11 protein-coding genes and 1 tRNA gene are annotated in these 21,562 nt (G+C 38.1%); 5 read left to right on the top strand and 7 right to left on the bottom strand.

Translation table 11 applies throughout. The annotated features are described in order from the left end of the window. Positions 1 to 996: 996 nt before the first annotated feature. Positions 997 to 1,072, bottom strand: a tRNA-Ala gene (locus ACFINX_RS00400). Positions 1,073 to 1,189: 117 nt separating this feature from the next. Beyond that, positions 1,190 to 1,570 (bottom strand): TIGR02300 family protein, encoded by a 381-nt coding sequence (locus tag ACFINX_RS00395; RefSeq protein ID WP_375611400.1) that lies wholly within the window; start codon positions 1,568 to 1,570, stop codon positions 1,190 to 1,192. 187 nt (positions 1,571 to 1,757) lie between these two features. Here ACFINX_RS00395 and aroA point away from each other — a divergent pair, with 187 nt between their 5' ends. The 5 genes from aroA to pncB all read left to right on the top strand — a co-directional run bounded on the left by aroA (position 1,758) and on the right by pncB (position 15,797). Continuing rightward, positions 1,758 to 3,086, top strand: coding sequence for a 3-phosphoshikimate 1-carboxyvinyltransferase (gene aroA / locus ACFINX_RS00390; protein ID WP_375611401.1), 1,329 nt, complete (start codon positions 1,758 to 1,760; stop codon positions 3,084 to 3,086). Continuing rightward, positions 3,083 to 3,730 (top strand): (d)CMP kinase, encoded by a 648-nt coding sequence (gene cmk / locus ACFINX_RS00385; protein ID WP_375668151.1) that lies wholly within the window; start codon positions 3,083 to 3,085, stop codon positions 3,728 to 3,730. Before aroA ends, cmk begins: the two co-directional genes overlap by 4 nt. 131 nt (positions 3,731 to 3,861) lie before the next feature. Continuing rightward, positions 3,862 to 5,562, top strand: coding sequence for a 30S ribosomal protein S1 (rpsA, locus tag ACFINX_RS00380; RefSeq protein ID WP_026500132.1), 1,701 nt, complete (start codon positions 3,862 to 3,864; stop codon positions 5,560 to 5,562). A gap of 227 nt (positions 5,563 to 5,789) precedes the next feature. After that, a complete protein-coding gene (locus ACFINX_RS00375; protein ID WP_375668150.1) occupies positions 5,790 to 14,360 on the top strand; it encodes a GH36-type glycosyl hydrolase domain-containing protein in 8,571 nt (2,856 codons plus the stop codon). Positions 14,361 to 14,492: 132 nt separating this feature from the next. Beyond that, a complete protein-coding gene (gene pncB, locus ACFINX_RS00370) occupies positions 14,493 to 15,797 on the top strand; it encodes a nicotinate phosphoribosyltransferase (RefSeq protein WP_375611404.1) in 1,305 nt (434 codons plus the stop codon). 1,463 nt (positions 15,798 to 17,260) lie between these two features. Here the strand turns inward: pncB and ACFINX_RS00365 are convergent. From ACFINX_RS00365 to ACFINX_RS00345, 5 genes are all read right to left on the bottom strand, one after another. After that, complete coding sequence (locus tag ACFINX_RS00365) at positions 17,261 to 17,647, bottom strand: YbaN family protein (RefSeq protein WP_375611405.1); 387 nt, start codon at positions 17,645 to 17,647, stop codon at positions 17,261 to 17,263. 408 nt (positions 17,648 to 18,055) lie between these two features. Continuing rightward, positions 18,056 to 18,961: a metal ABC transporter permease gene (locus ACFINX_RS00360; RefSeq protein WP_273790250.1), complete on the bottom strand. Its 906-nt coding sequence runs from the start codon at positions 18,959 to 18,961 to the stop codon at positions 18,056 to 18,058. After that, positions 18,958 to 19,824: a metal ABC transporter permease gene (locus tag ACFINX_RS00355; protein WP_375611406.1), complete on the bottom strand. Its 867-nt coding sequence runs from the start codon at positions 19,822 to 19,824 to the stop codon at positions 18,958 to 18,960. Before ACFINX_RS00355 ends, ACFINX_RS00360 begins: the two co-directional genes overlap by 4 nt. Next, positions 19,821 to 20,651, bottom strand: coding sequence for a manganese/iron ABC transporter ATP-binding protein (locus ACFINX_RS00350; RefSeq protein ID WP_375611407.1), 831 nt, complete (start codon positions 20,649 to 20,651; stop codon positions 19,821 to 19,823). Before ACFINX_RS00350 ends, ACFINX_RS00355 begins: the two co-directional genes overlap by 4 nt. Further along, entirely contained in the window at positions 20,648 to 21,556 is a 909-nt protein-coding gene (locus ACFINX_RS00345; RefSeq protein ID WP_375611408.1) for a metal ABC transporter substrate-binding protein, read from the bottom strand. The genes ACFINX_RS00350 and ACFINX_RS00345 overlap by 4 nt, the downstream gene beginning before the upstream one ends. Positions 21,557 to 21,562 lie beyond the last annotated feature (6 nt).

Genomic DNA, 21,562 nt, shown 5'->3' with positions numbered 1-21,562 from the left:
TTTATAGGATGATAAGGTATATGCAACTTTATACACAATGAATATTCAGGGTAGGGAATATTCAGAGAAAGATTTGTAACGCCTATGAAGTAACAAGTCAGTCTCCAATGTTGTGATAGCTTTTGCATTTGAGAATATTTATGAGAAGCATTTTTATTCTTTTTCTTAAATGGTTTAAGATATTGATTTATAAAGATAATATATCGTTATTCATATTAAAGTAAGAATCTCGAATGGCGTAGGGTTTTATCGTTTCAGATCTCTTGAGGTTGAATCAATAAAACCATTGGCTTGCACATAACAAGCACAATGGGTATGTGGATAAAAACTGTGAAAGAAAAGACTAAAAATGTTTTTTTATGAACATACATTCTCAAATGTAAGAATTATCCGTAACATTGGGAATTAGCACATATAATGATAGCACCACTTTGCTCTTACACCTCGACCTTGTTTATGACGTGCAAGGAAAAAAATTAATTGATTCAATATATTATTTAAGTGTTAATATACCTTAGTATTGAGCAGGTATACGCTACTCAAGGTGGATAATTTTTAATTGGCAGAACATCTGATCAGGCTAAAAATACTCGAAAAAAGTTCTGATTCGCAATAATTGAGAAGTATATTTTAATATTTTATTCTCTACTCTTTGTTTAAGTACTTCATATCTTTAAAAAAGATACCGGTAACCAACATATTATGATATTTGTGGAAATATTGTGGTAAAGGAAATTCAAATTTTGTCCTTTAAGACAAGGCGCAGGTTAAACAGCTCATTTTCTATTTCTGTGCAAAGCATAAAAAATTATCTACTTTCACGGCTGCGACAGTAAATTTTATAATCCAACAAATGATTAAAAATGTATTATAATATCATTAAGATGCAAGGAACAGGCGCTATTGGAATGATAATTAAATAGCACATAAACCTTTTAAATTGATGCACACATCTTTTATTATAATTGATTCCCTTGATAGAACAGTTGGTCTTTTTGGTGGAGCTAAGCGGGATCGAACCGCTGACCTCTTGCATGCCATGCAAGCGCTCTCCCAGCTGAGCTATAGCCCCTATAAAAACAAATTGTCCCAAAAAGACAGTATACAATTCCAGCTTTTCTAGAACGATCAAAATTGAAGATCAAGAAGAATTTACATTCAATAGAAAAGATGTCCTCTTTTACTTCTTTTAAGCATCGTCATCATTAGAAACACCGCCTCCGAGAATATCAGTAACGTCATCATCTTCATCGTCACCATCATGAGACAAAAATGTATCATCATCATCACCAAGATCTACATCACTATCTTCTAAATCAGGAAGATCGTCATCTTTAGAATCCACATCATCATCTTCAAGAAGCATAAAAGCAGATTTTTCAAGTGCTGTATCAAGCTCTTCAGTATCAACTTCTTCTTCATTATTTGCTTCCGCTGCTGCAACTTCAAAGTAAGAACGCGGATAAGAAATCCCTGTATAGGGCGACACAATAGGATCGCGATTTAGATCGTAAAATTTTTTTCCTGTTTCTGGATCAACACGTTTAGTTCCAAGTTCTTGTTTTGCCATAAACCGTGCCTCTTTGATTAACTATTATTCCATTAAAAGATAAATTTTATGGTGCTTAATCGAAAAATAATACCTTTGTCAAAGATAAATACACTGTTCCACAGTGATTTTTTCATGACGTCTTTTAAAGCATGTGCTAAAGGATGCACAATTTCATAAAAGTTAGATAGAATTAAATAGAATTTCCATGCAAAAAGCAATCCCTATAACCACCTATAAATCGAGTAGTCTCTCTGGAAAAATTCAAATACCAGGAGATAAATCAATCTCTCATCGCTCTCTTATATTGGGAGGATTAGCAAGTGGTGAGACATATATTCATGGATTACTTGAAAGCGCTGATGTACTCAATACAGCTGCTGCTATGCAAGCTATGGGTGCCTGTATTATTAAAAAAGAAGACTTTTGGATCATACGAGGAACAGGGAATGGTTGCCTTTTAGCTGCACAAAAACCTTTAGACTTTGGAAACGCTGGAACAGGTGCTCGTTTGGTTATGGGAATGGTTGGTCCGTATCATATGAAAACAACCTTTATTGGTGATGCTTCTCTCTCTAAACGTCCAATGGGACGTATCCTTGATCCACTGCGTCTCATGGGGGTTGAAATTGAGGCAACGCGCGACGATCACCTTCCTTTAACGCTTTATGGTCCGAAAATGGCTAATCCGATTCGTTACCGTGTTCCAATAGCTTCCTCCCAAATTAAATCAGCAATCCTGCTTGCTGGACTCAATACCGCCGGCACTACAACTGTTATTGAACCAGTTCTGACACGAGATCATACGGAAAAAATGTTAAAAGCATTCGGTGCGCAACTTGAAATAGAAAAAGATAACGAAGGTGCGCGTTTGATTCATCTTAATGGTCAACCCCATCTTACTGGACAAACGATTCATATTCCGGGTGATCCTTCTTCTGCTGCTTTTCCAATTATCGCAGCCCTTCTTATAGAAGACTCTGATATCACCATTGAAAATGTTTTGATAAATAACTCTCGAATAGGACTTATCGAAACATTGTGGGAAATGGGTGCTCAAATTGAATTTTTGAACCGACGTCAAACAGGTGGAGAGGATGTTGCTGATCTACGGATAAAATCATCGGTCCTTAGAGGCGTTACGGTGCCCAAAGAACGTGCTCCATCGATGATAGATGAATATCCTGCTTTGGCAGTAGCAGCTGCCTTTGCAGAAGGCAAAACAGTTATGCTAGGAATTGAAGAATTGCGTGTAAAAGAATCGGATCGATTGTCTGCTGTTGCTCAAGGATTAAAAATTAATTGCGTAGACTGTGAAGAAGGTCAAGATTTTCTTATTGTTTATGGAAAAGGTTCTGCCAAAGGTTTGGGGGGTGGGTATGTTGCCACACATCTTGATCATCGAATTGCTATGTGTTTTCTCATTTTTGGGCTTGTGTCAGAAAAACCTGTTACCATTGATGATAAACGAATGATCGCTACGAGCTTTCCAGAATTTATTCCTTTTATAAAACAACTTGGGGGAAAAATCGCTTGAAGCCTTTTGTTATCGCCATTGATGGACCTGCTGCCTCAGGCAAAGGAACCTTAGCACGCAAAATTGCTGCACATTATCGCCTTCGTCATCTCGATACTGGTCTTACTTATCGTAGTGTTGCTCATACGCTTTTACAACAAAATTTAGCTCTTAATGATGAAAAAAATGCTATTATTTATGCTAAAGAACTTGATTTTAATACCTTAAATCCTTCTTTTCTTTCTTCTCATGAACTTGGTGAAGCGGCTTCAAAAATAGCAATTAACCCTGCTGTACGCAAAATTCTTGTCGAAAAACAACGCAACTTTGCTAAAGTTTTGCCCGGCTGTGTGCTTGATGGGCGTGATATCGGAACGATTGTTTGTCCTGATGCCGATATCAAGTTTTATATTCTAGCCAATGTTCAAACACGCGCCAAACGCCGCTACCAAGAGATTTTAAAAAAAGGTGTTCAAGCAAATTATCATGAAATCCTAGCTCAACTTGAACAGCGCGACAGTCGCGATATAACGCGCAAACAAAGTCCACTAAAACCAGCAAAAAACGCCCACTTGCTTGATACGTCAGAATTGAGTATAGAAGCAACATTTGAAATTGCATGCAGTTTTGTTGATCCAATCATAAAAATGCATATAATTGGATAAATTCGTTAAGGTAACTTCCAGCCTAGCGCTAACTTTTTTCCTTTATTCAAGGAAAAGGCTAGGGAGTTACTCATGTTAACACTAACCTAGCGCTCATACCTTATAATACAAGGTATATATTAGGAGTTCTTATGTCACAATACAATCCCACAACAGCGGATTTTGAAGCCCTTTTAACAGAATCTTTTCAAACTAATGATCTTAATGAAGGATCTGTTGTTAAAGGTCGTGTTATTGCAATCGAAAAAGACATGGCCATTATTGATGCTGGTCTTAAAGTCGAAGGACGTATTCCTCTCAAAGAATTTGGAGCTAAAGCAAAAGATGGTTCTTTGCAAGTTGGCGATGAAGTTGAGGTTTACATTGAACGCATTGAAAATGCGATGGGTGAAGCTGTTTTATCGCGTGAAAAAGCACGGCGCGAAGAAAGTTGGGTCCGTTTGGAGGAAAAATTCAATGCTGGTGCACGCGTTGATGGAGTGATCTTTAGCCAAGTAAAAGGTGGTTTTACAGTTGATCTTGATGGTGCCGTTGCTTTCTTGCCTCGCAGCCAAGTTGATATTCGTCCCATTCGTGATGTTTCACCCCTCATGCATAATTCACAGTCCTTTGAAATTTTGAAGATGGATCGTCGTCGTGGCAATATTGTGGTCTCACGCCGCACTGTTTTAGAAGAAAGTCGCGCTGAGCAACGTTCAGAAATCGTACAAAATCTTGAAGAAAATCAAATCGTTGAAGGTGTGGTGAAAAATATTACAGATTATGGTGCCTTTGTTGATCTTGGTGGGATTGATGGTCTCTTGCACGTTACAGATATGGCATGGCGGCGTGTTAATCACCCATCTGAAGTGCTCACAATTGGCCAAACGATTAAAGTGCAGATTATTCGCATTAATCAAGATACGCACCGTATTTCTCTTGGAATGAAACAGCTTGAAAGTGATCCTTGGGAAAGCATCAGTGTCCGGTATCCGATTGGTAAAAAAATTACGGGTGCTGTTACCAACATTACTGATTACGGTGGTTTTGTTGAAATTGAACCAGGAATCGAAGGGCTGATCCATGTTTCTGAAATGAGCTGGACAAAGAAAAATGTTCATCCTGGAAAAATTCTGTCTACATCACAAGAAGTAGAAGTGGTTGTTCTTGAGATTGATCCTTCTAAACGGCGTATTTCTCTTGGCTTAAAACAAACATTTGAAAATCCATGGGAAGCTTTTGCCAATAAATTTCCTGTCAATTCGCAAATTGAAGGAGAGGTTAAAAATAAAACAGAATTTGGTCTGTTTATTGGGCTTGAAGGCGATGTTGACGGTATGGTTCATTTGTCTGATCTTGATTGGAACCGTCCTGGTGAACAAGTTATTGATACTTATAATAAAGGCGATATCGTTAAGGCTGTGGTCCTTGATGTTGACATTGAAAAAGAGCGCATTTCTCTTGGAATTAAGCAGCTTTCCAGCGATAAAGTTGGAGAAGCAGCTGCTTCTGGCGAATTGCGAAAAGGTGCAGTTGTAACATGCGAAGTGATTGCTGTTAACGACAATGACATTGGTGTGAAATTGATTGACCACAACCTTGAGACAACCATTCGGCGTGCTGATCTTGCGCGTGATCGTGATGAGCAACGTCCTGAGCGTTTCGCAATTGGGCAAAAGGTTGATGCTCGCATCACAGCATTTGATAAAAAAACACGTAAAATTTCAGTATCGATTAAAGCTTTAGAAATTGCAGAGGAAAAAGAAGCTGTTGCACAATATGGTTCTACAGATTCAGGTGCTTCTCTTGGTGATATTCTGGGTGCAGCTTTGAAAAAACAAGAACAAGATTAATCATCAATCATTAAAGTTGGTTTTATTATTAAGGTCACTCATTAGGAGTGACCTTTTTATTTTATAAAAAAAATTGTCTGCTTATTTTTAAATTATTGAAACAAAAATTATAAATGCTTGCAAATAAAAACAAAAAGTTTGTTTTTTGTCTAACAACGGTTCACTATTCAGATAAAATGCTTAAAATTTAAATAAAAAACAATGTAATTGAATAACAATGGGACACTATGACGTGCATAATACCTTTCATAAAGTGCTTTTTTTCTCAAAAAGAGAAAAAAGATCATTTTATTAATACGGATTTTCCTCTTCGTGCAATTTATAAGGTACAGGAAGATCTTTATAACTTAGGGCATGATATAGCTTCTGGTAAAGAAATTTTACTCCCTGAATATGAAGGAGTAGGAGATTTTCGCAAGAGATTGAATGAAAATGCTAAACTTATTCTTCATGCCTTTCATACCAGTGATTTTGCTGCTCGAAATGATGAAACCATCGCACCATCTGCTCAATGGCTCATTGATAATCATTACACCATTGATAAAACCATACAAAAGCTACGTCGTAATCTACCCAAGTCCTTCATAAAGCAACTTCCTCTTTCTACACACAAAGCCGGAATACCACGAATTTTTGCTTTAACTTGGCTTTATATTGCGCATACCGATAGCAGCTTTTCACAAGAAACACTCATGGCTATGACCAACGGATTTCAAGAAGTTTGTGCGCTCACAATTGGTGAATTGTGGGCTCTTCCTTCAGTTATGCAAATGCTGCTCATTGAAAATGTCCGTCGTCTTTCAGTACGTATCGAAAAAGCGCGACATATGCGCCATCTTGCTAGTCAAGTAGCTGATAAAATTTCTCTTGTAGAAAATAAAACAAATCTACACTCTCTTTTTACGCAGTATAAACCATTTACTGTTGATCCAACTTTTTCAGCACATTTATTCTATCGCCTGCGCAGTGCATCTGTCGATTCAACCGTAGCATTAACTTGGCTTGAAAAGCAATTGAAAAGCCAAGGCAGTAGCTTAGAGATTGCAACAGCTGATGAACATACCCGACAAGCAGCAGATGGTGTGACCATGGGAAATATTATCTGTTCTCTTAAAGCTATAGATGATGTTGATTGGACAGCATGGTTTGAAACAGTGAGTTGTGTCGATTCTATTTTGCGTAAAAATAGTGATTTTTCTGAAATTGATGCTCACTCACGCAATATTTATCGACAAGTCATTGAAAAAGTTTCTCGCTTTTCGCCTCTTAGTGAACTGGAAGTTGCACATAAAGTTGTAGAAATGGCAAATTCCACTTCTAAAGATATGCCTCATCATTCTTGTGTGGGGTGGTACCTTGTTGATGATGGTCGTGGCATATTTGAAAAGGCTTGTGGGTATATTCCGCCCTTTCTCATAAAATGGACACGCGCTTCCTGTTGCTCAAAATTGAGAGTCATCGCCGTTCCTGTCTCTCTTCTGACGCTTGCTCTTTTGCTGGTAATTTACGCCCTTTTACAGCTATCTGGCATGACACAATGGATGTCTTTTTGCTTTACTGGATTGGCGCTTTTTCCTGCTATCGATGCTGCTTTTGCTTTATTTAACACTGTTGTTTCGTGGTTTGTCCCATCAAAACAACTCATTGGTTATGAATATAAAGAAGGTATTCCAAAACATGCACGGACAATGGTTGTTGTACCTACTTTGATGACATCACGCGCTGACATTGATGAACAAGTGCGCAATCTTGAAGTGCACTATCTTTCCAATCCTAAAGGTGCCATTCATTTTGCACTCATTACAGATTGGGTGGATGCTCCATTGAGAGAAACGCAAGATGATCTTGATTTATTGCACTATGCGCAAAAGAGTATTGATAAACTCAATAGTCGTTATCATCGTGATGAACTTCCGCTTTTCTTCCTTTTACATCGCCGACGCCTTTATAATACAAGCGAAAAATGTTGGATGGGATGGGAACGAAAGCGAGGAAAACTTCATGAACTTAATCGGCTCTTAAGAGGCGATAAAAATACAAGCTTTTATCCTCCCAATCCACATCTTCCCATGGATTGCCGTTTTGTTATGACGCTGGATTGTGATACACGTCTTACTCCAGAGAGCGTCGCGAAACTTGTTGGAAAGCTTAACCATCCACTCAATTATCCCGTTTTTGATCCACAAAGTGGAAAGGTTGTAAAGGGCTATAGCATTTTACAACCACGCATTATTCCTTCTCTTACAACAGGAAAAAAAACATCAATTCTCCAACGGGTTTTTTCTATAAACCGTGGCATTGATCCTTATGTTTTTGCTGTTTCTGATACTTATCAAGATCTTTTAGGAGAAGGCACCTTTATCGGTAAAGGTCTTTATAATATTGATGCATTTGAACAAGCGCTTGATGGCAAAATTAAAGAAAATACTATTCTTAGCCATGATCTCTTAGAGGGAGGTTATGCTCGTACTGCTCTGGTAAGTAGCATAGAAGTCATTGAAGACTATCCAACCGCTTACAATATTGATGTTATGCGTTATCATCGTTGGGTCCGCGGTGATTGGCAGCTTTTGCCTTATCTTTTTCCCCACCGTCAAATAAGTTCCGTGACGCGTTGGAAAATGCAGGATAATTTACGTCGTTCTCTCACGCCACTTATGTGGTTAATCGCAGCATTTGCAGGATGGGCTTTTTTGTCTTTAAAGAGTGCAATCGTCTGGCAACTATTCTTGTTGTTTAGCTCCTTCATTTCACCCATTCTATGTGTATTAAAAACGCTTGTCTCATCCAATATAGATCATTCTTTGCGTGGACATTTTCAATTAATTTGGAACAAAATTGCTCTTACAAGCGCTGATATATTTCTTAAAACGACGTTTCTTGCTCATTCGGCGTATTTTATGACCGATGCGATTATTCGTACACTCTATCGTATGACGATTTCAAAACAGCATCTTCTTGAATGGAAAACTTCTGCCGCAACAAAATCAATACCCAATAGTTTGCGTTTCTATGTTTTTACAATGGCACCAGCATCGCTTATTGGTATTCTTACTATAGCACTCCCTCTTTTTTCTGATAGTTTTGCAAGCTTGGTTGCTTTGCCTTTTGGGATAGCATGGTTTTTTTCACCCTTCATTGCTTGGATTGTGAGTCAACCTTCAACCTTTCAAGATAGCCTTGATCTTTCTTCAAAAGATGAAAAAAAACTCCGTTCTATTGCACGTCGGACATGGCTTTATTATGCAACCTTTGTCAATGCACAAAACAACTATTTGCCTCCCGATAATTTTCAAGAAGATCCTGAACCTCTTGTTGCTCAACGTACATCGCCTACGAATATTGGGGTTTATCTCCTTTCTATTATTGCAGCACGTGATTTTGGCTGGATTGGTTTTGAAGAGACCATCACCCGTATTGAATGTACATTACGCTCTCTTACAAAAATGGAAAAGTTTCGTGGTCATCTCTATAATTGGTATGAAACGGATACACTCAGGCCTCTTTTACCTACTTATGTATCAACCGTTGATTCAGGAAATCTTGCCGGTCATTTGGTAACACTCTCTTCTGCTTTAAGTGAATGGGCTGAAAAACCGCCTCTTTTTTTCCAAAGTGATCGAGAAGGCTTATCGGATGTTCTTGCTATTCTTGAAGAAACTGTCAGAGAAATTCCAGATCATCAACCCAGTTTACGCTCTTTACGCCAAAAAATCGAAGAAAACATCACTCGTTTTCATGACTCTGTCTTCACTTTTTTAGAACAAGAAAATACGGTCCCTTCTCACATCATAGATCTTTCACTTGCAGCCCACGATATTGTGCACTTAGTCGGTGAACTTGACCACAAAATTCAAACGATAGAATCTGCTGGTGCGCTTTCTTGGGCTAAATGCCTTATCGACACCTGTAACGCTCATCATAATGATGCGACTGCTCATTGTGATACTGAAAAATTAAGTAAAAAACTAAACAGGCTGGCTATAATGGCACGGCAAATAGCCTTTGATATGAAATTTGACTTTTTAGAACAGCCTAAACGGCATCTCTTATCCATAGGATATCGTGTTCAAGAAAACAAACTCGATGAAAATTGTTATGACCTACTTGCTTCAGAAGCACGTCTTGCAAGCTTTTTTGCCATCGCAAAAGGAGATATAAAACTTAAACATTGGTTTCGTCTTGGTCGACTTCTCGTACCCATAGGTGGGAAAGGTGCACTCCTATCATGGTCTGGATCAATGTTTGAATATCTTATGCCATCTCTCGTAATGCATGAACCTTTAGGATCTCTCCTAGATCAAACAAATCGATTGATTATTCGTTGTCAAATACAATATGCCCATAAACGGGAATTGCCATGGGGTATTTCAGAAGCCGCATTTAATGCTCGCGATCATTTAATGAATTACCAATACGCTCATTTTGGTGTTCCAAACCTCGGACTCCAACGTGGTCTTTCACGCAATGCTGTCATTGCTCCCTATGCCAGCCTTCTAGCGGCACAATATGTTCCTGCTTGCGCTGTCGCTAATTTAAAACGACTCCGTGATCTTGGAGCTTTAGGAACATATGGTTATTATGACTCTGTTGATTTTACTCCAACACGCGTGAAAACAGGGGAAAAATACGCCATTGTACGCAATTATTATGCGCATCATCATGGCATGTCTATTCTTGCTCTTAACAATGTTATTTTTCAAGGGCGAATGCGTGATCGTTTTCACCGTGATCCCGTTATTGAAGCAACACAATTGCTCTTACAGGAAAGAGCGCCTCATCTCATTCCTATTATTCATACCAAAGCTGTTAATCGTATGCGCAATAAGTCTCAAGCATTTGACGCAGCCCCTTTGCGCATTATTACAAACCCGTTACTCAAACCACGAGCAACTTTACTTTTGTCTAATGGCTTTTATTCTACCATGTTAACAGCGAACGGTTCTGGTTACAGTCGTTGGCACGATTATGCGATTACGCGCTTTATTCCTGATGCAACAGAAGATCAACAAGGTACTTTATTCTTCTTACGTGATACGCATAGTGGACGGTGGTGGTCTGTTACTGGTGAGCCAACACGTGTTATTGAAGAAGACGCTGTCAGCATTTTTACAGATGAAAAGGCTGAATATACAAAAATGGTTGATGGTATTAAATCAACACTTGAATGTCTTATTACATCTGAAGGATGTGGCGAAGGGAGACGTATTCAACTGATGAATACGACAAATAAAGACCGACTCATTGAAGTGACTTCTTATGGTGAATTAGCACTTGCCACGATGGATACAGACCAAGTTCATCCTGTTTTTTCTCGTATGTTTATAGAGACAGAAATTGCTGAGGAAGGCAAAACAATTTTTGCCAAAAGGCGTAAACGCTCACCTAGCGACCCTGATATTCATATTGCTCATTTTGTTTCTAGTACAACAGATACTCTCCAAGAGACAGAAGCTGAAACAGATCGCTCTCTGTTTATTGGTCGGGGGCGATCTATTCATCGTCCCGCTGCATTTGACCAAAATACTCGTTTTAGTAACAGTCAAGGTTGTGTTCTAGATCCTATTATGTCATTGCGCTGCTGTGTACAAATTCCAGCCCATGGCAAAGCAGAACTTATTTTTTGGACTTTCGCTGCTCATACAAAAGAAGCGTTGCATAATCATATTAAACATTATCGACAACCTGATATGTTTCAAAAAGAACTTTCAATGGCATGGACGCGCTCACAAGTCGCACTGCATCAGAGCGGAACCCAGCTTAAAGAAGCTATTGTCTATCAAAAATATGCAACACCACTTATTTATCCAGAAAGAACGTGGCGTCTTCCTTCTGAAATATTAGCAAAAACGCTAGGAAAACAGTCTAATCTTTGGCCCATGTCTATCTCAGGAGACAATCCACTCTGTCTTCTTAGATTAAATAACGAGGGAAATATAACTGTACTGCGCGAGCTCCTTAAAGCACATGAATATTGGCGTATGCGTGGACTCATTGTTGATTTGGTCATTCTTAATGAACAAACATTTTCTTATATACAAAGTACACAACGCGCTCTTGAGTGGGTCTGTGAATCTTATTATCACCACACGCAAAAAGCAGATGAACGCCAACATATTTTCATGCTTCGACGCGATCAAATGAGTGAACAGAGTTTTAAAACGCTTATTGCATCAGCGCGTATCGTTCTTGATGCCCAAAATGGCTCTTTATCTGAACAACTTAAACGACTTGATGAGAATGATTTTAATCTCACAGTTCGTAAAAATTATCAAGAACCTTATGATCAATTAGACTTGCCAAGATATAACGAAGGACAGCAATTTACAACACAAACTGAACAAAATCTTTTTTCTTCCATTGGTCTTATTAGCCAACAAAAACCATCCTCTTTTCTCCCAAATGGAGAAGATCTAAGATATTGGAATGGTTACGGTGGTTTTAATCAGCACAATCATTATGTAATACGTCTTCATGGACGTACCACTACACCGCATCCGTGGATTAATGTCATTGCTAATCACAGATTTGGTTTTCATGTCTCTGCTGAAGGTGCAATTTTTACTTGGGCTAACAATAGCCGCGATTATCAACTAACTCCTTGGGCGAATGATCCAACGTCTAACCGACCAGGAGAAGCTCTTTATCTGGTTGATCGCCAGTCTTTAAAACGTTTCTCACCCGTTTCTACTGTTGAATGTGACGAAAATATTGTCTATGAGGCGTGTCATGGGTTTGGATTCTCAACTTTTAAATCAACACATTCAGAAATCGCATTAGAATTGACTCATACACTTGATCCCGAAAAACCTATTCGCTTTTCACGTCTTATCCTTACGAATGAAGGGAAAAAACCACGCAGTTTACGCCTTTATAATTATGTTGAATGGGTTTTGGGAAATGTCCGTACAAAATATGCCCCCTTTATTGTTTCCTCTTATGAGACCAGATGGGGTGCACATTTTATTCAAAATCCCTATCACATCGAGAAATCTCAACAAGTTACATTTTTATCAGCGTCCGAAATGCCAACCAGCACTACGACCAATCGCGCTGAATTTATTGGTGCAACGGGAACCGTAACACGTCCAAATGCGATCCGTAAAGCCGCTGCTCTTTCGAATACCATTGAAGCAGGATGTGATCCTTGTTCAGCATTCGCCTATGATATTGATCTTCAACCAGGGCAAACAAAAGAAATCATCTTCTATCTTGGCAGTGCTGAAAATAGGCAAGAAGCTGAAAAATTACTCAATCAAGTACGTGCAAGTGATTTTGAAATTCAGCTCACAAAACAAAAACAGCAATGGAGTGATTTTGTTTCTCCTTTCCAAGTCAAAACACCTGATGCTTCTTTTAATCTTATGGTCAACCATTGGCTTCCTTATCAAATCTACGCATGCCGCATCATGGCACGCGCAGGCTTTTACCAAGCGAGTGGTGCATTTGGTTTTCGTGACCAGTTACAAGATAGCTTGTCTTTGTTATTGCTGGAACCACAATTAGCACGTGAACAATTGTTAAATGCAGCAGCGCACCAATTTCTTGAAGGTGATGTGCAACATTGGTGGTTGCCTGACACAAATGCTGGTGTTCGTACATACATTTCTGATGATATCGTTTGGCTTGCATATGCAACAGCTCTTTATGTCACTACCACTGGTGATGACGCTTTTCTTGATACGCTCATTCCTTTTATTGAAGGTGATGTTCTCAAAAGTGGGCAACAGGATGCTTATTTTCAACCCACCCAATCCCCAAAGGTTGCAACAGTTTATGAACATTGTGTTTTAGCTTTAGACCTTGCCATTAAACGCTGCGGACCACATGGTCTCCCTCTTATTTTAGGTGGGGATTGGAATGATGGCATGAATTTGGTCGGTGTGGAAGGAAAAGGCGAAAGCATTTGGTTAGGATGGTTTCTTGGGTACACATTACAAGCATTTATCTCTTTAGCCAAAAAACGTGCTGACAATAGCCATATGCAAATATGGAGTACGTACCTTGAACATTTAACAAAATGCCTAGAGAAAAATGGTTGGGATGGTGCTTGGTATCGACGTGGTTATTTTGATGATGGAACACCTCTTGGCTCTAAAATCAATGATGAATGTCAAATTGATACCATTGCTCAATCTTGGGCTATCATTTCTCAAATGGCATCGCCTGAACGTCAAAAACAAGCAATGACATCAATGTTGGAACATCTCTATGATAAAAAAGGCGGACTCATTCGCCTTTTTTGGCCGCCTTTTGATAAAAGTACGCTCGAGCCTGGTTATATAAAAGGTTATCCTCCAGGAATTCGAGAAAATGGTGGTCAATACACGCATGGTGCCATTTGGAGTATTTTTGCGTTGGCTGAAATGGAACAAAACGATAAAGCTTATGCTTTATTTTCTATGATAAACCCAATTACCCATGGACAAGATCCTGAAATTTATCGTGTTGAACCTTATGTAATGGTCGCAGATATTTATGCTGTTGAACCACGATGTGGTCAAGGCGGTTGGACTTGGTATACAGGTTCAGCCGGTTGGTTTTATCGCGCCGCAACACAAGCTATTCTTGGAATACAGCGTCAGGGAGACCTATTGTTTTTGCAGCCACATTTACCCTCTATTTGGCCAAAATATGAAGCAACAATGAAGTTTTATGATGCCGTTTATTGCATTAAAGTAAAATGGGGACCTAAAAATATGCTCTATATTAATAGCAAAGAATATACCGAAGTTCATATAGGGATAAAGTTACAAAAAACAGGTCAGCATGAAATTATACGTATTGTCAAATCTTAAAGATTAAAGATGAAAAAAGAGAGCAGACTTTTTATTCTTGTCCAAAACTGTAGAGTTGTTATATTGCACCGCCTATATTAGCCGTGTTGGTGCATAATATTTTAGATTTTATGAAAATGAAAGAAAAAGGTTATGAATCATCCGGATATTGCTAGACGTGTTTACAATCACACTTGGAAACTTGATCCCATTATTCGGTCACTTCTTGATACGGATTTTTATAAGCTTCTAATGGTGCAGATGATTTGGGGGTTATATCCTAATGTTAATGTTACTTTTTCCCTCATAAATCGCTCTAAAACAATACGTCTTGCCGACGATATTGATGAGAGTGAATTGCGTGCCCAACTTGATCATGCTCTTAGTTTGCGCTTTACAAAAAAAGAAATGATTTGGCTTGCTGGTAATACATTTTATGGACGCAAACAAATTTTTGAACCGGATTTTCTTCAGTGGCTTGAGAATTTTCAACTTCCAGAATATGAACTCACCCGCAAAGATGGCCAATATATCCTTCATTTTCATGGACCCTGGGCCCATAGTTCCATGTGGGAAATTCCTGCCCTTGCTATTATTAGTGAATTACGTTCACGTGCTGCTCTCAAAAAACTAGATCGTTTTGCTCTTGATGTACTTTATGCGCGTGCTAAAGCAAAAATGTGGAGTAAAGTTGAACGTCTCAAAAAATTGCCTGATATTAAAATATCTGACTTTGGGACAAGGCGTCGCCATTCTTTTTTATGGCAGCGCTGGTGTGTGGAAGCATTAAAAGAAGGCATTGGTCATTCTTTTACTGGAACTTCTAATGTTCTTCTTGCCATGGATACGGATTTAGAAGCTCTTGGAACCAATGCACACGAATTGCCTATGGTTATTGCGGCTCTCAGCAACAATGATGATGAATTACGCAGAGCTCCGTATCAAGTCTTGCAAGATTGGAATCGTTATTATGGTGGAAATCTTCTCATTGTATTACCTGATACCTTTGGTACAGAAGAATTTTTACGCAATGCACCAGATTGGGTCGCTGATTGGACGGGTTTCAGACCCGATAGTGCGCCTCCTATTGAAGGTGGTGAACGTATTATTCAATGGTGGAAAGAAAAAGGAAAAGATCCACGCAAAAAACTTTTAATTTTTTCTGATGCTCTTGATGTCAATACAATTGAAAAAACCTATCATCATTTCCATGGTAAAGTGCGCATGAGTTTTGGATGGGGCACGGATCTTACCAATGATTTTACAGGCTGTGCACCTCAGGAAATCGAAACTCTTGATGCTCTTTCCCTTGTTTGTAAGGTGACCTATGCCAATGGTCGACCAGCCGTAAAACTTTCAGATAATCCTGAAAAAACGATCGGTGATTCAAAAGAAGTACAACGTTATCTCAATTTTTTTGGTAATAAAAAACGAATTGCTAGACCTATAAAGACATAGTTTCCGGTTCTTTAAAACAAGTATATTGATCCATCATATTGTTTATAAGATTGATTTTTGTCCTACCCTAAGGACGAGGATTCTTAACCTTTGCTGGTCTGTAAACAGTTCGGCTGTTTTTGAGCAGATTCTACTTGGCCTACCACGTATACGCTTCACTTACATAAGGCGCGATAGATAAGACTTAAAAATATTTACGACGCATTAAAAAAATACTTAACGGGCCAAGGAAGTTTAGCCAAGGAGATTTTCTCATTTTAACCCTGTTAAATCAAGCACACTCATCTCCTTGCATGTATGAAGGTTTTCAAGTTCTAAGGGTTATTGTTGTAGTTTGACAGTAGGTTTTATACTAAGTGGGAAGAGGTTGGATTAAGTAGGAATACGTGGTAATTTGTTGTTTTTATGTACAATTTTGACCATTCAATGCGCGTTTTATCAAAATAGATTTTGACACCTAAAATTGCAAAAATTACCGAAAATCAGAAAAAAGTGCGTTTCCATAAGTAAAAATGAGAAAAGGCTTTCAAAACCCTTTGAGAACATCTTTAAACTCTTTGAAAAAATAAATTGGTACAAAATCTAGTGTCAAAATATACAAAACCAGATGACAAGCTATAATTGTAGCATTAGGAATTACTAAGGCAACATTGGAGGATGACAAATAGCATGGTGACTATTGGTGTGCATTTTGAAAGGCAAGGATGATGGTGCTCAAATAGATTTTATACACGTTACAATGAGATTTTACTTTATCCATGTATGGTCTGCTATTATGAAATGAGTAAAGTGTTGGGAGATGTTTCATTAAAATAAATGTGTAAATAACATGATTTGGGAGACCTTTTGTTTTACGTGAGGGGCATGACTTTATTAAAAACAGAGAATGCAATAATATTTTTATTTCGAATAAGCTTTATACAAAGACAGAGAAATTATTTATTCGCATATTATAATAAGAATGCGTGTATATATAAAACCATTTGAAAAACTCTGTTGTTTCTTATGAATTATTCTTAAGTTAATAACAGATGTAACATTAAAGATTGATATAATAGACCGGCTTCTTAACTGTATAAGTATAAAAATGATGGTGTTTAGTAAGCTTTGTATTATATCCTCATTAAGAGATATGAAAACAAACGAAATGTCTTTTAGAAAGAAATGACTATCATATCAATGACTTTTTAATGATGTATATGTAGAGATTCATACAAACATGCTTTACAAAAATAATGACTCTCTTCCATGAATGTGATTTATCATTGTTTACCAAGTGAGAACATTTTGAGTGTTCATAAAAATTATTTCACAAACATATTATTAATTAATTGCGTTCAAAAAGCTTGCTATTTCATATGCATTTTGGAAATGGAGAGCTTATATTCAAAACTTAAAAGTTCTCATAGTTTTTACAAATAAGTTGAAGCTAAAAAGAGTATCCCATAAAGCCTTTTTTATCATTAGGAAGATGGACGTGTTACAATATAAATGGCAATCAGCAATAATATAACCGCAACAAGTAAAGAAATCCACAAAGGAGGGTGTAGCATTACAAAAAAGGATAAAAATCCTCCTGTCATACTCATCATTGCAAAAACTTTAACGAATGGAGAGATTGCTTTTTTTTCTTCCCATCGCTTAATAGGGGGACCAAAAATACGATGATTATTCAACCATTGATGAAAACGTGGAGAAGAACGCGTAAAACACCATGAGGCAACCAATAAAAAAGGCACAGTTGGCATAATAGGTAATACGACACCGATAATACCTAATATAACCATCGCCCACCCTGCTATATAATAGCAGATACGTAAAGGGTGCGATATCTTCAAATCTTTTTTCATTTTCTCGTACTATTTTCCTCTACGCAAAACCCTATACAAAAACATTGTATCTGTTTTTTTCTGTTTACATGTCTGAGTGCACAATTACGCTCTACCCCTTCATGCGTAAGTGTCTTTGCTGTTATAAGTTCCTTGAAAATACCGAATAGCTTACACAATATTATAATCATTTTAAATGATTTCAAGAAAAGAGGAGAGATTTTAGAAAAACAAAAAAATAAAAAGGCTGCAGAAGAAATCAATGCAGCCTCTTAATTAAGAATGCAGTGTTGGGGGGGAGAAAATTTACTGCATTCACCTGCTAGATATTAGGAGGAAAAATAACCTAGCACCCCAAACTCTAATTAAAATAAAAATGAGAAACAATATATAAAAATGCATGGCTGATATGCATGAATTTTAACACTTTCAAGTCTCTTGAACTGTGTTTCGACGAAAGAAAATCATCATGAAAATAGCCATAAAAATCAACGTCAAGATCAACACAATTGTGGAAGCAGAATCAGAGCCGATAAATAAGCTGAGATAAATCCCTAAAAAACCAGAAAAAGCTGCAACAAGTATCGCGATCATTAACATAAAAGAAAACCGCTTTGTGACAAGATAGGCAATTGCTCCTGGTGCTATCAGTAAAGAAATAACGAGTACGATACCTACAGCTTTCAAAGCCGCAACAATTGTAAGAGAAATCATCGTTAGCAGGGTATAGTGGAGTAGAGATATTGGTAACCCCATTGCACGTCCTTGAACTGTGTCAAAAATATACAGCATAAAGTCGCGCCATTTTGCTGCTAAAATAAAAGTGACAACAGCAGAAATGATTGCCGTCTGCGTTATATCAAGCCAGTTAACACCCAAGAGATTACCAAATAGAATATGATTCAAATCTAAGCTACTATAAATAGACGTGGCTAAAACAAGCCCCAAACCAAACATTGAAGAAAAGACCACACCCATCACCGTGTCCTGTTTGATACGGCTATTGCTCCCTAAAAAACCCGTTAATAGTGCACACACCATTCCTGCAACAAAAGCACCGCAAGTAATCAAAGTCATTGTAATATTCTCTGGACGCATATGCTGAAACCAAGCAAATGGCAAAGAAGTTAAAAATGCGATTACCCATGGTGTTGTCATATAACCAACAACAACACCTGGAAAAACTGCATGAGAAATGGCATCGCCTAACAGCGCCCATCCTTTCAAAATAAGAAAACAGGAAAGCATCGCCATGGGAATAGAAAGAATCATGACAATAAGCATACCCTTAAGCATAAAAGAAAACTGAAATGGAAGCAGTAATTGATCAATCATGATAATATTACACCCTTTTTTGCCGCATTTATGCGTAAGCGCGCAGCAATAAACCCATGTTTAGGAGCAAAAATAAAAGCCAAAACAAATAAAGATGCTTGAAAAAGCACTACAACCCCCCCCGTTTGTGCATTCAAAAAATAACTCACATAAACACCCAAGACACTTGTGAAGGTTCCAATTACAACTGCAATAACCAAGATGTTTACGAAACGATCACTTAAAAGATAGGCCGTTGCCCCAGGTGTCACAACAAGACAAATGACTAAGAACGCTCCAACGGTTTGCATCGCAGCAACGGTACAAGCGGCAAGCAATGTGAAAAAGAGAATCTTTAAAAATTTTACGTTTAATCCAATGGCATGCGCATGCGTTTCATCAAATAACGAAACAAGAAGATCTTTCCATTTCAAAAGCAATATAAGCAACGAAACAAAGCCGATAAAAGCCAATTGTAGAATATCTGTTGAACTCACTGCTAAAATATTTCCCAAAACAATCGTATCAATATTAACAGCCATTGGTTTTAATGATTTGAGAAACAACCCAAAGGCAAAAAAGGAAGAAAAAATGAGCCCAATAATGGTATCTTCTTTAAGCTTTGTCCGGTGGTTAAAAAAGAGCATTGCTGCTGCTGCAAGACCACCAGAAAAAAAAGCGCCGAGTGAAAAAGGTAACCCTAAAAGGTAAGCTCCTGCTACACCAGGAACAATCGAATGGGAAAGTGCATCACCAATCAATGACCAACCTTTTAACATCAAAAAAGCTGAAAGAAAGGCACAAACACACCCAACTAACCCAGAAACCCACATTGCATTCACCATATATTGATAGCTCAGTGGCTCAAGCAACCAAGAAATCATGCAACGTGCTCCACTCTTTCAATATCTTCACAAACGCTAGACTGCTTTCTTCCCATGAAAACATCATTTTTTTTTGTGGTTTGAAGATCAAAAATATGGTGATGCAAAGACCCTCCAAAAGTTTTCTCCAGATTTTCCTTTGTAAAGATTTTTTCTGTTAACCCAGAAGCTAACACTGTTCCTTTTATTAAAACCGTATGATCACAAAATTCACGAACAGAACCCAAATTGTGAGTTGAAACCAAGATCACAGCTCCTTCTTTACGAAGATCTTGTAACAAAGCAATGATTTTATCTTCTGTTGTAACGTCAACCCCTGTAAACGGCTCATCTAATAAAATAGCTTTTGCTTTCTGTGCAAGAGCGCGTGCTAGAAAAACACGCTTTTTCTGTCCACCAGAAAGTTCTCCAATTTGGCGCTTGGCAAAAGCCAGCATATCAACACGTTCTAAGGCAATACGAACGGCTTCATAATCTTGTGTACGGGCATAGCGAAAGAAATTCATATGACCGTACCGCCCCATCAATACAACATCTTCAACCAAGACAGGAAAATTCCAATCAACATCTTCACTTTGAGGAACATAAGCAATAAGATTTTTTTTCAAAGCTACATCAACGGGCAAATCAAACATACGAATTTTTCCCTTTGAGGGGCGTACAAACCCCATAATCGCTTTAAATAACGTTGACTTACCGGATCCATTAACACCAACCAATGCCGTAATAGAACCCTTTGGACTTTCAAAATTCACTTCGCGTAAAGCTGTATGTCCATTACGATATGTTACCGTTACTCCTTGGGCAAAAATTCCACATTCCGTCATTGGTTTTTTACTCCCTCTACTAAAGCATTGCTAATACGCCCACTCGTGACACGTAATAAATCAATATAAGTGGGTACCTCACCATTTTTCTCACTTAAAGAATCAACATAAAGAACACCACCGTATTTAGCTCCTGTTTCTCTGGCAACCTGCTTAGCAGGCGCAGGGGAAATAGTGCTTTCAGAAAAAACTGCATGAATATTGTATTTGCGAACCATATCAATAACATGCTTGACCTGCTGTGGTGTTCCTTGTTGGTCAGCATTGATGGGCCATAAATAAAGTTCTTTTAGATCAAAATCACGCGCCAAATAGCTAAAAGCCCCCTCACTGGTCACAAGCCAACGTTTATCTTGCGGTACAGCTTCTAATTCAGCCCTAATTGGATCAATCGTTGCACGAATTTTCTGTTTATAAATTTCAGCATTCTGTTTATAAATTTCAGCATGTTCAGGATCATATTTTACAAAAGCATCGCGAATATTATCAACGTAAATCAAAGCAGAGGTCGGTGACATCCACGCATGAGGATTGGGTTTACCGCTAAAGGGGCCCTCACCAATTTTAATGGGTACAATACCTTTTGAAACAACAACACTTGGAACATCCTTGATATTTTGAAAAAACTTTTCAAACCAAAGCTCTAACTCTAAACCATTCCACAATACAAGGTTAGCTCCCTGAGCACGCATAAGATCGCGTGGGGTGGGTTGGTATTCATGAATTTCCGCACCTGGTTTTGTAATGGATTCAACATCAGCGGCATCACCTGCTACATTGCGTGCCATATCAGCAATGATAGTGAATGTCGTAACAGCTTTAAATTTACCAGCACACAAAGCAAAATTGGGTGTAAAAAAAATAACACTTCCAAAAACTATGGTGAAAAACGTTCTTACGTTCATTGATTC

The sequence above is a fragment of the Bartonella sp. AP36NXGY genome, assembly GCF_042195865.1.
GTDB lineage: Bacteria > Pseudomonadota > Alphaproteobacteria > Rhizobiales > Rhizobiaceae > Bartonella.
This window is presented reverse-complemented; position numbering and strand designations above follow the sequence as displayed.

Bases quoted from the DNA above. Each gene is read 5' to 3' on its own strand.
- ACFINX_RS00395 (WP_375611400.1), bottom strand. From the start codon at position 1,570: ATGGCAAAACAAGAACTTGGAACTAAACGTGTTGATCCAGAAACAGGA.
- aroA (WP_375611401.1), top strand. From the start codon at position 1,758: ATGCAAAAAGCAATCCCTATAACCACCTATAAATCGAGTAGTCTCTCT.
- rpsA (WP_026500132.1), top strand. From the start codon at position 3,862: ATGTCACAATACAATCCCACAACAGCGGATTTTGAAGCCCTTTTAACA.
- ACFINX_RS00375 (WP_375668150.1), top strand. From the start codon at position 5,790: ATGACGTGCATAATACCTTTCATAAAGTGCTTTTTTTCTCAAAAAGAG.
- pncB (WP_375611404.1), top strand. From the start codon at position 14,493: ATGAATCATCCGGATATTGCTAGACGTGTTTACAATCACACTTGGAAA.
- ACFINX_RS00365 (WP_375611405.1), bottom strand. From the start codon at position 17,647: ATGAAAAAAGATTTGAAGATATCGCACCCTTTACGTATCTGCTATTAT.
- ACFINX_RS00360 (WP_273790250.1), bottom strand. From the start codon at position 18,961: ATGATTGATCAATTACTGCTTCCATTTCAGTTTTCTTTTATGCTTAAG.
- ACFINX_RS00355 (WP_375611406.1), bottom strand. From the start codon at position 19,824: ATGATTTCTTGGTTGCTTGAGCCACTGAGCTATCAATATATGGTGAAT.
- ACFINX_RS00350 (WP_375611407.1), bottom strand. From the start codon at position 20,651: ATGACGGAATGTGGAATTTTTGCCCAAGGAGTAACGGTAACATATCGT.
- ACFINX_RS00345 (WP_375611408.1), bottom strand. From the start codon at position 21,556: ATGAACGTAAGAACGTTTTTCACCATAGTTTTTGGAAGTGTTATTTTT.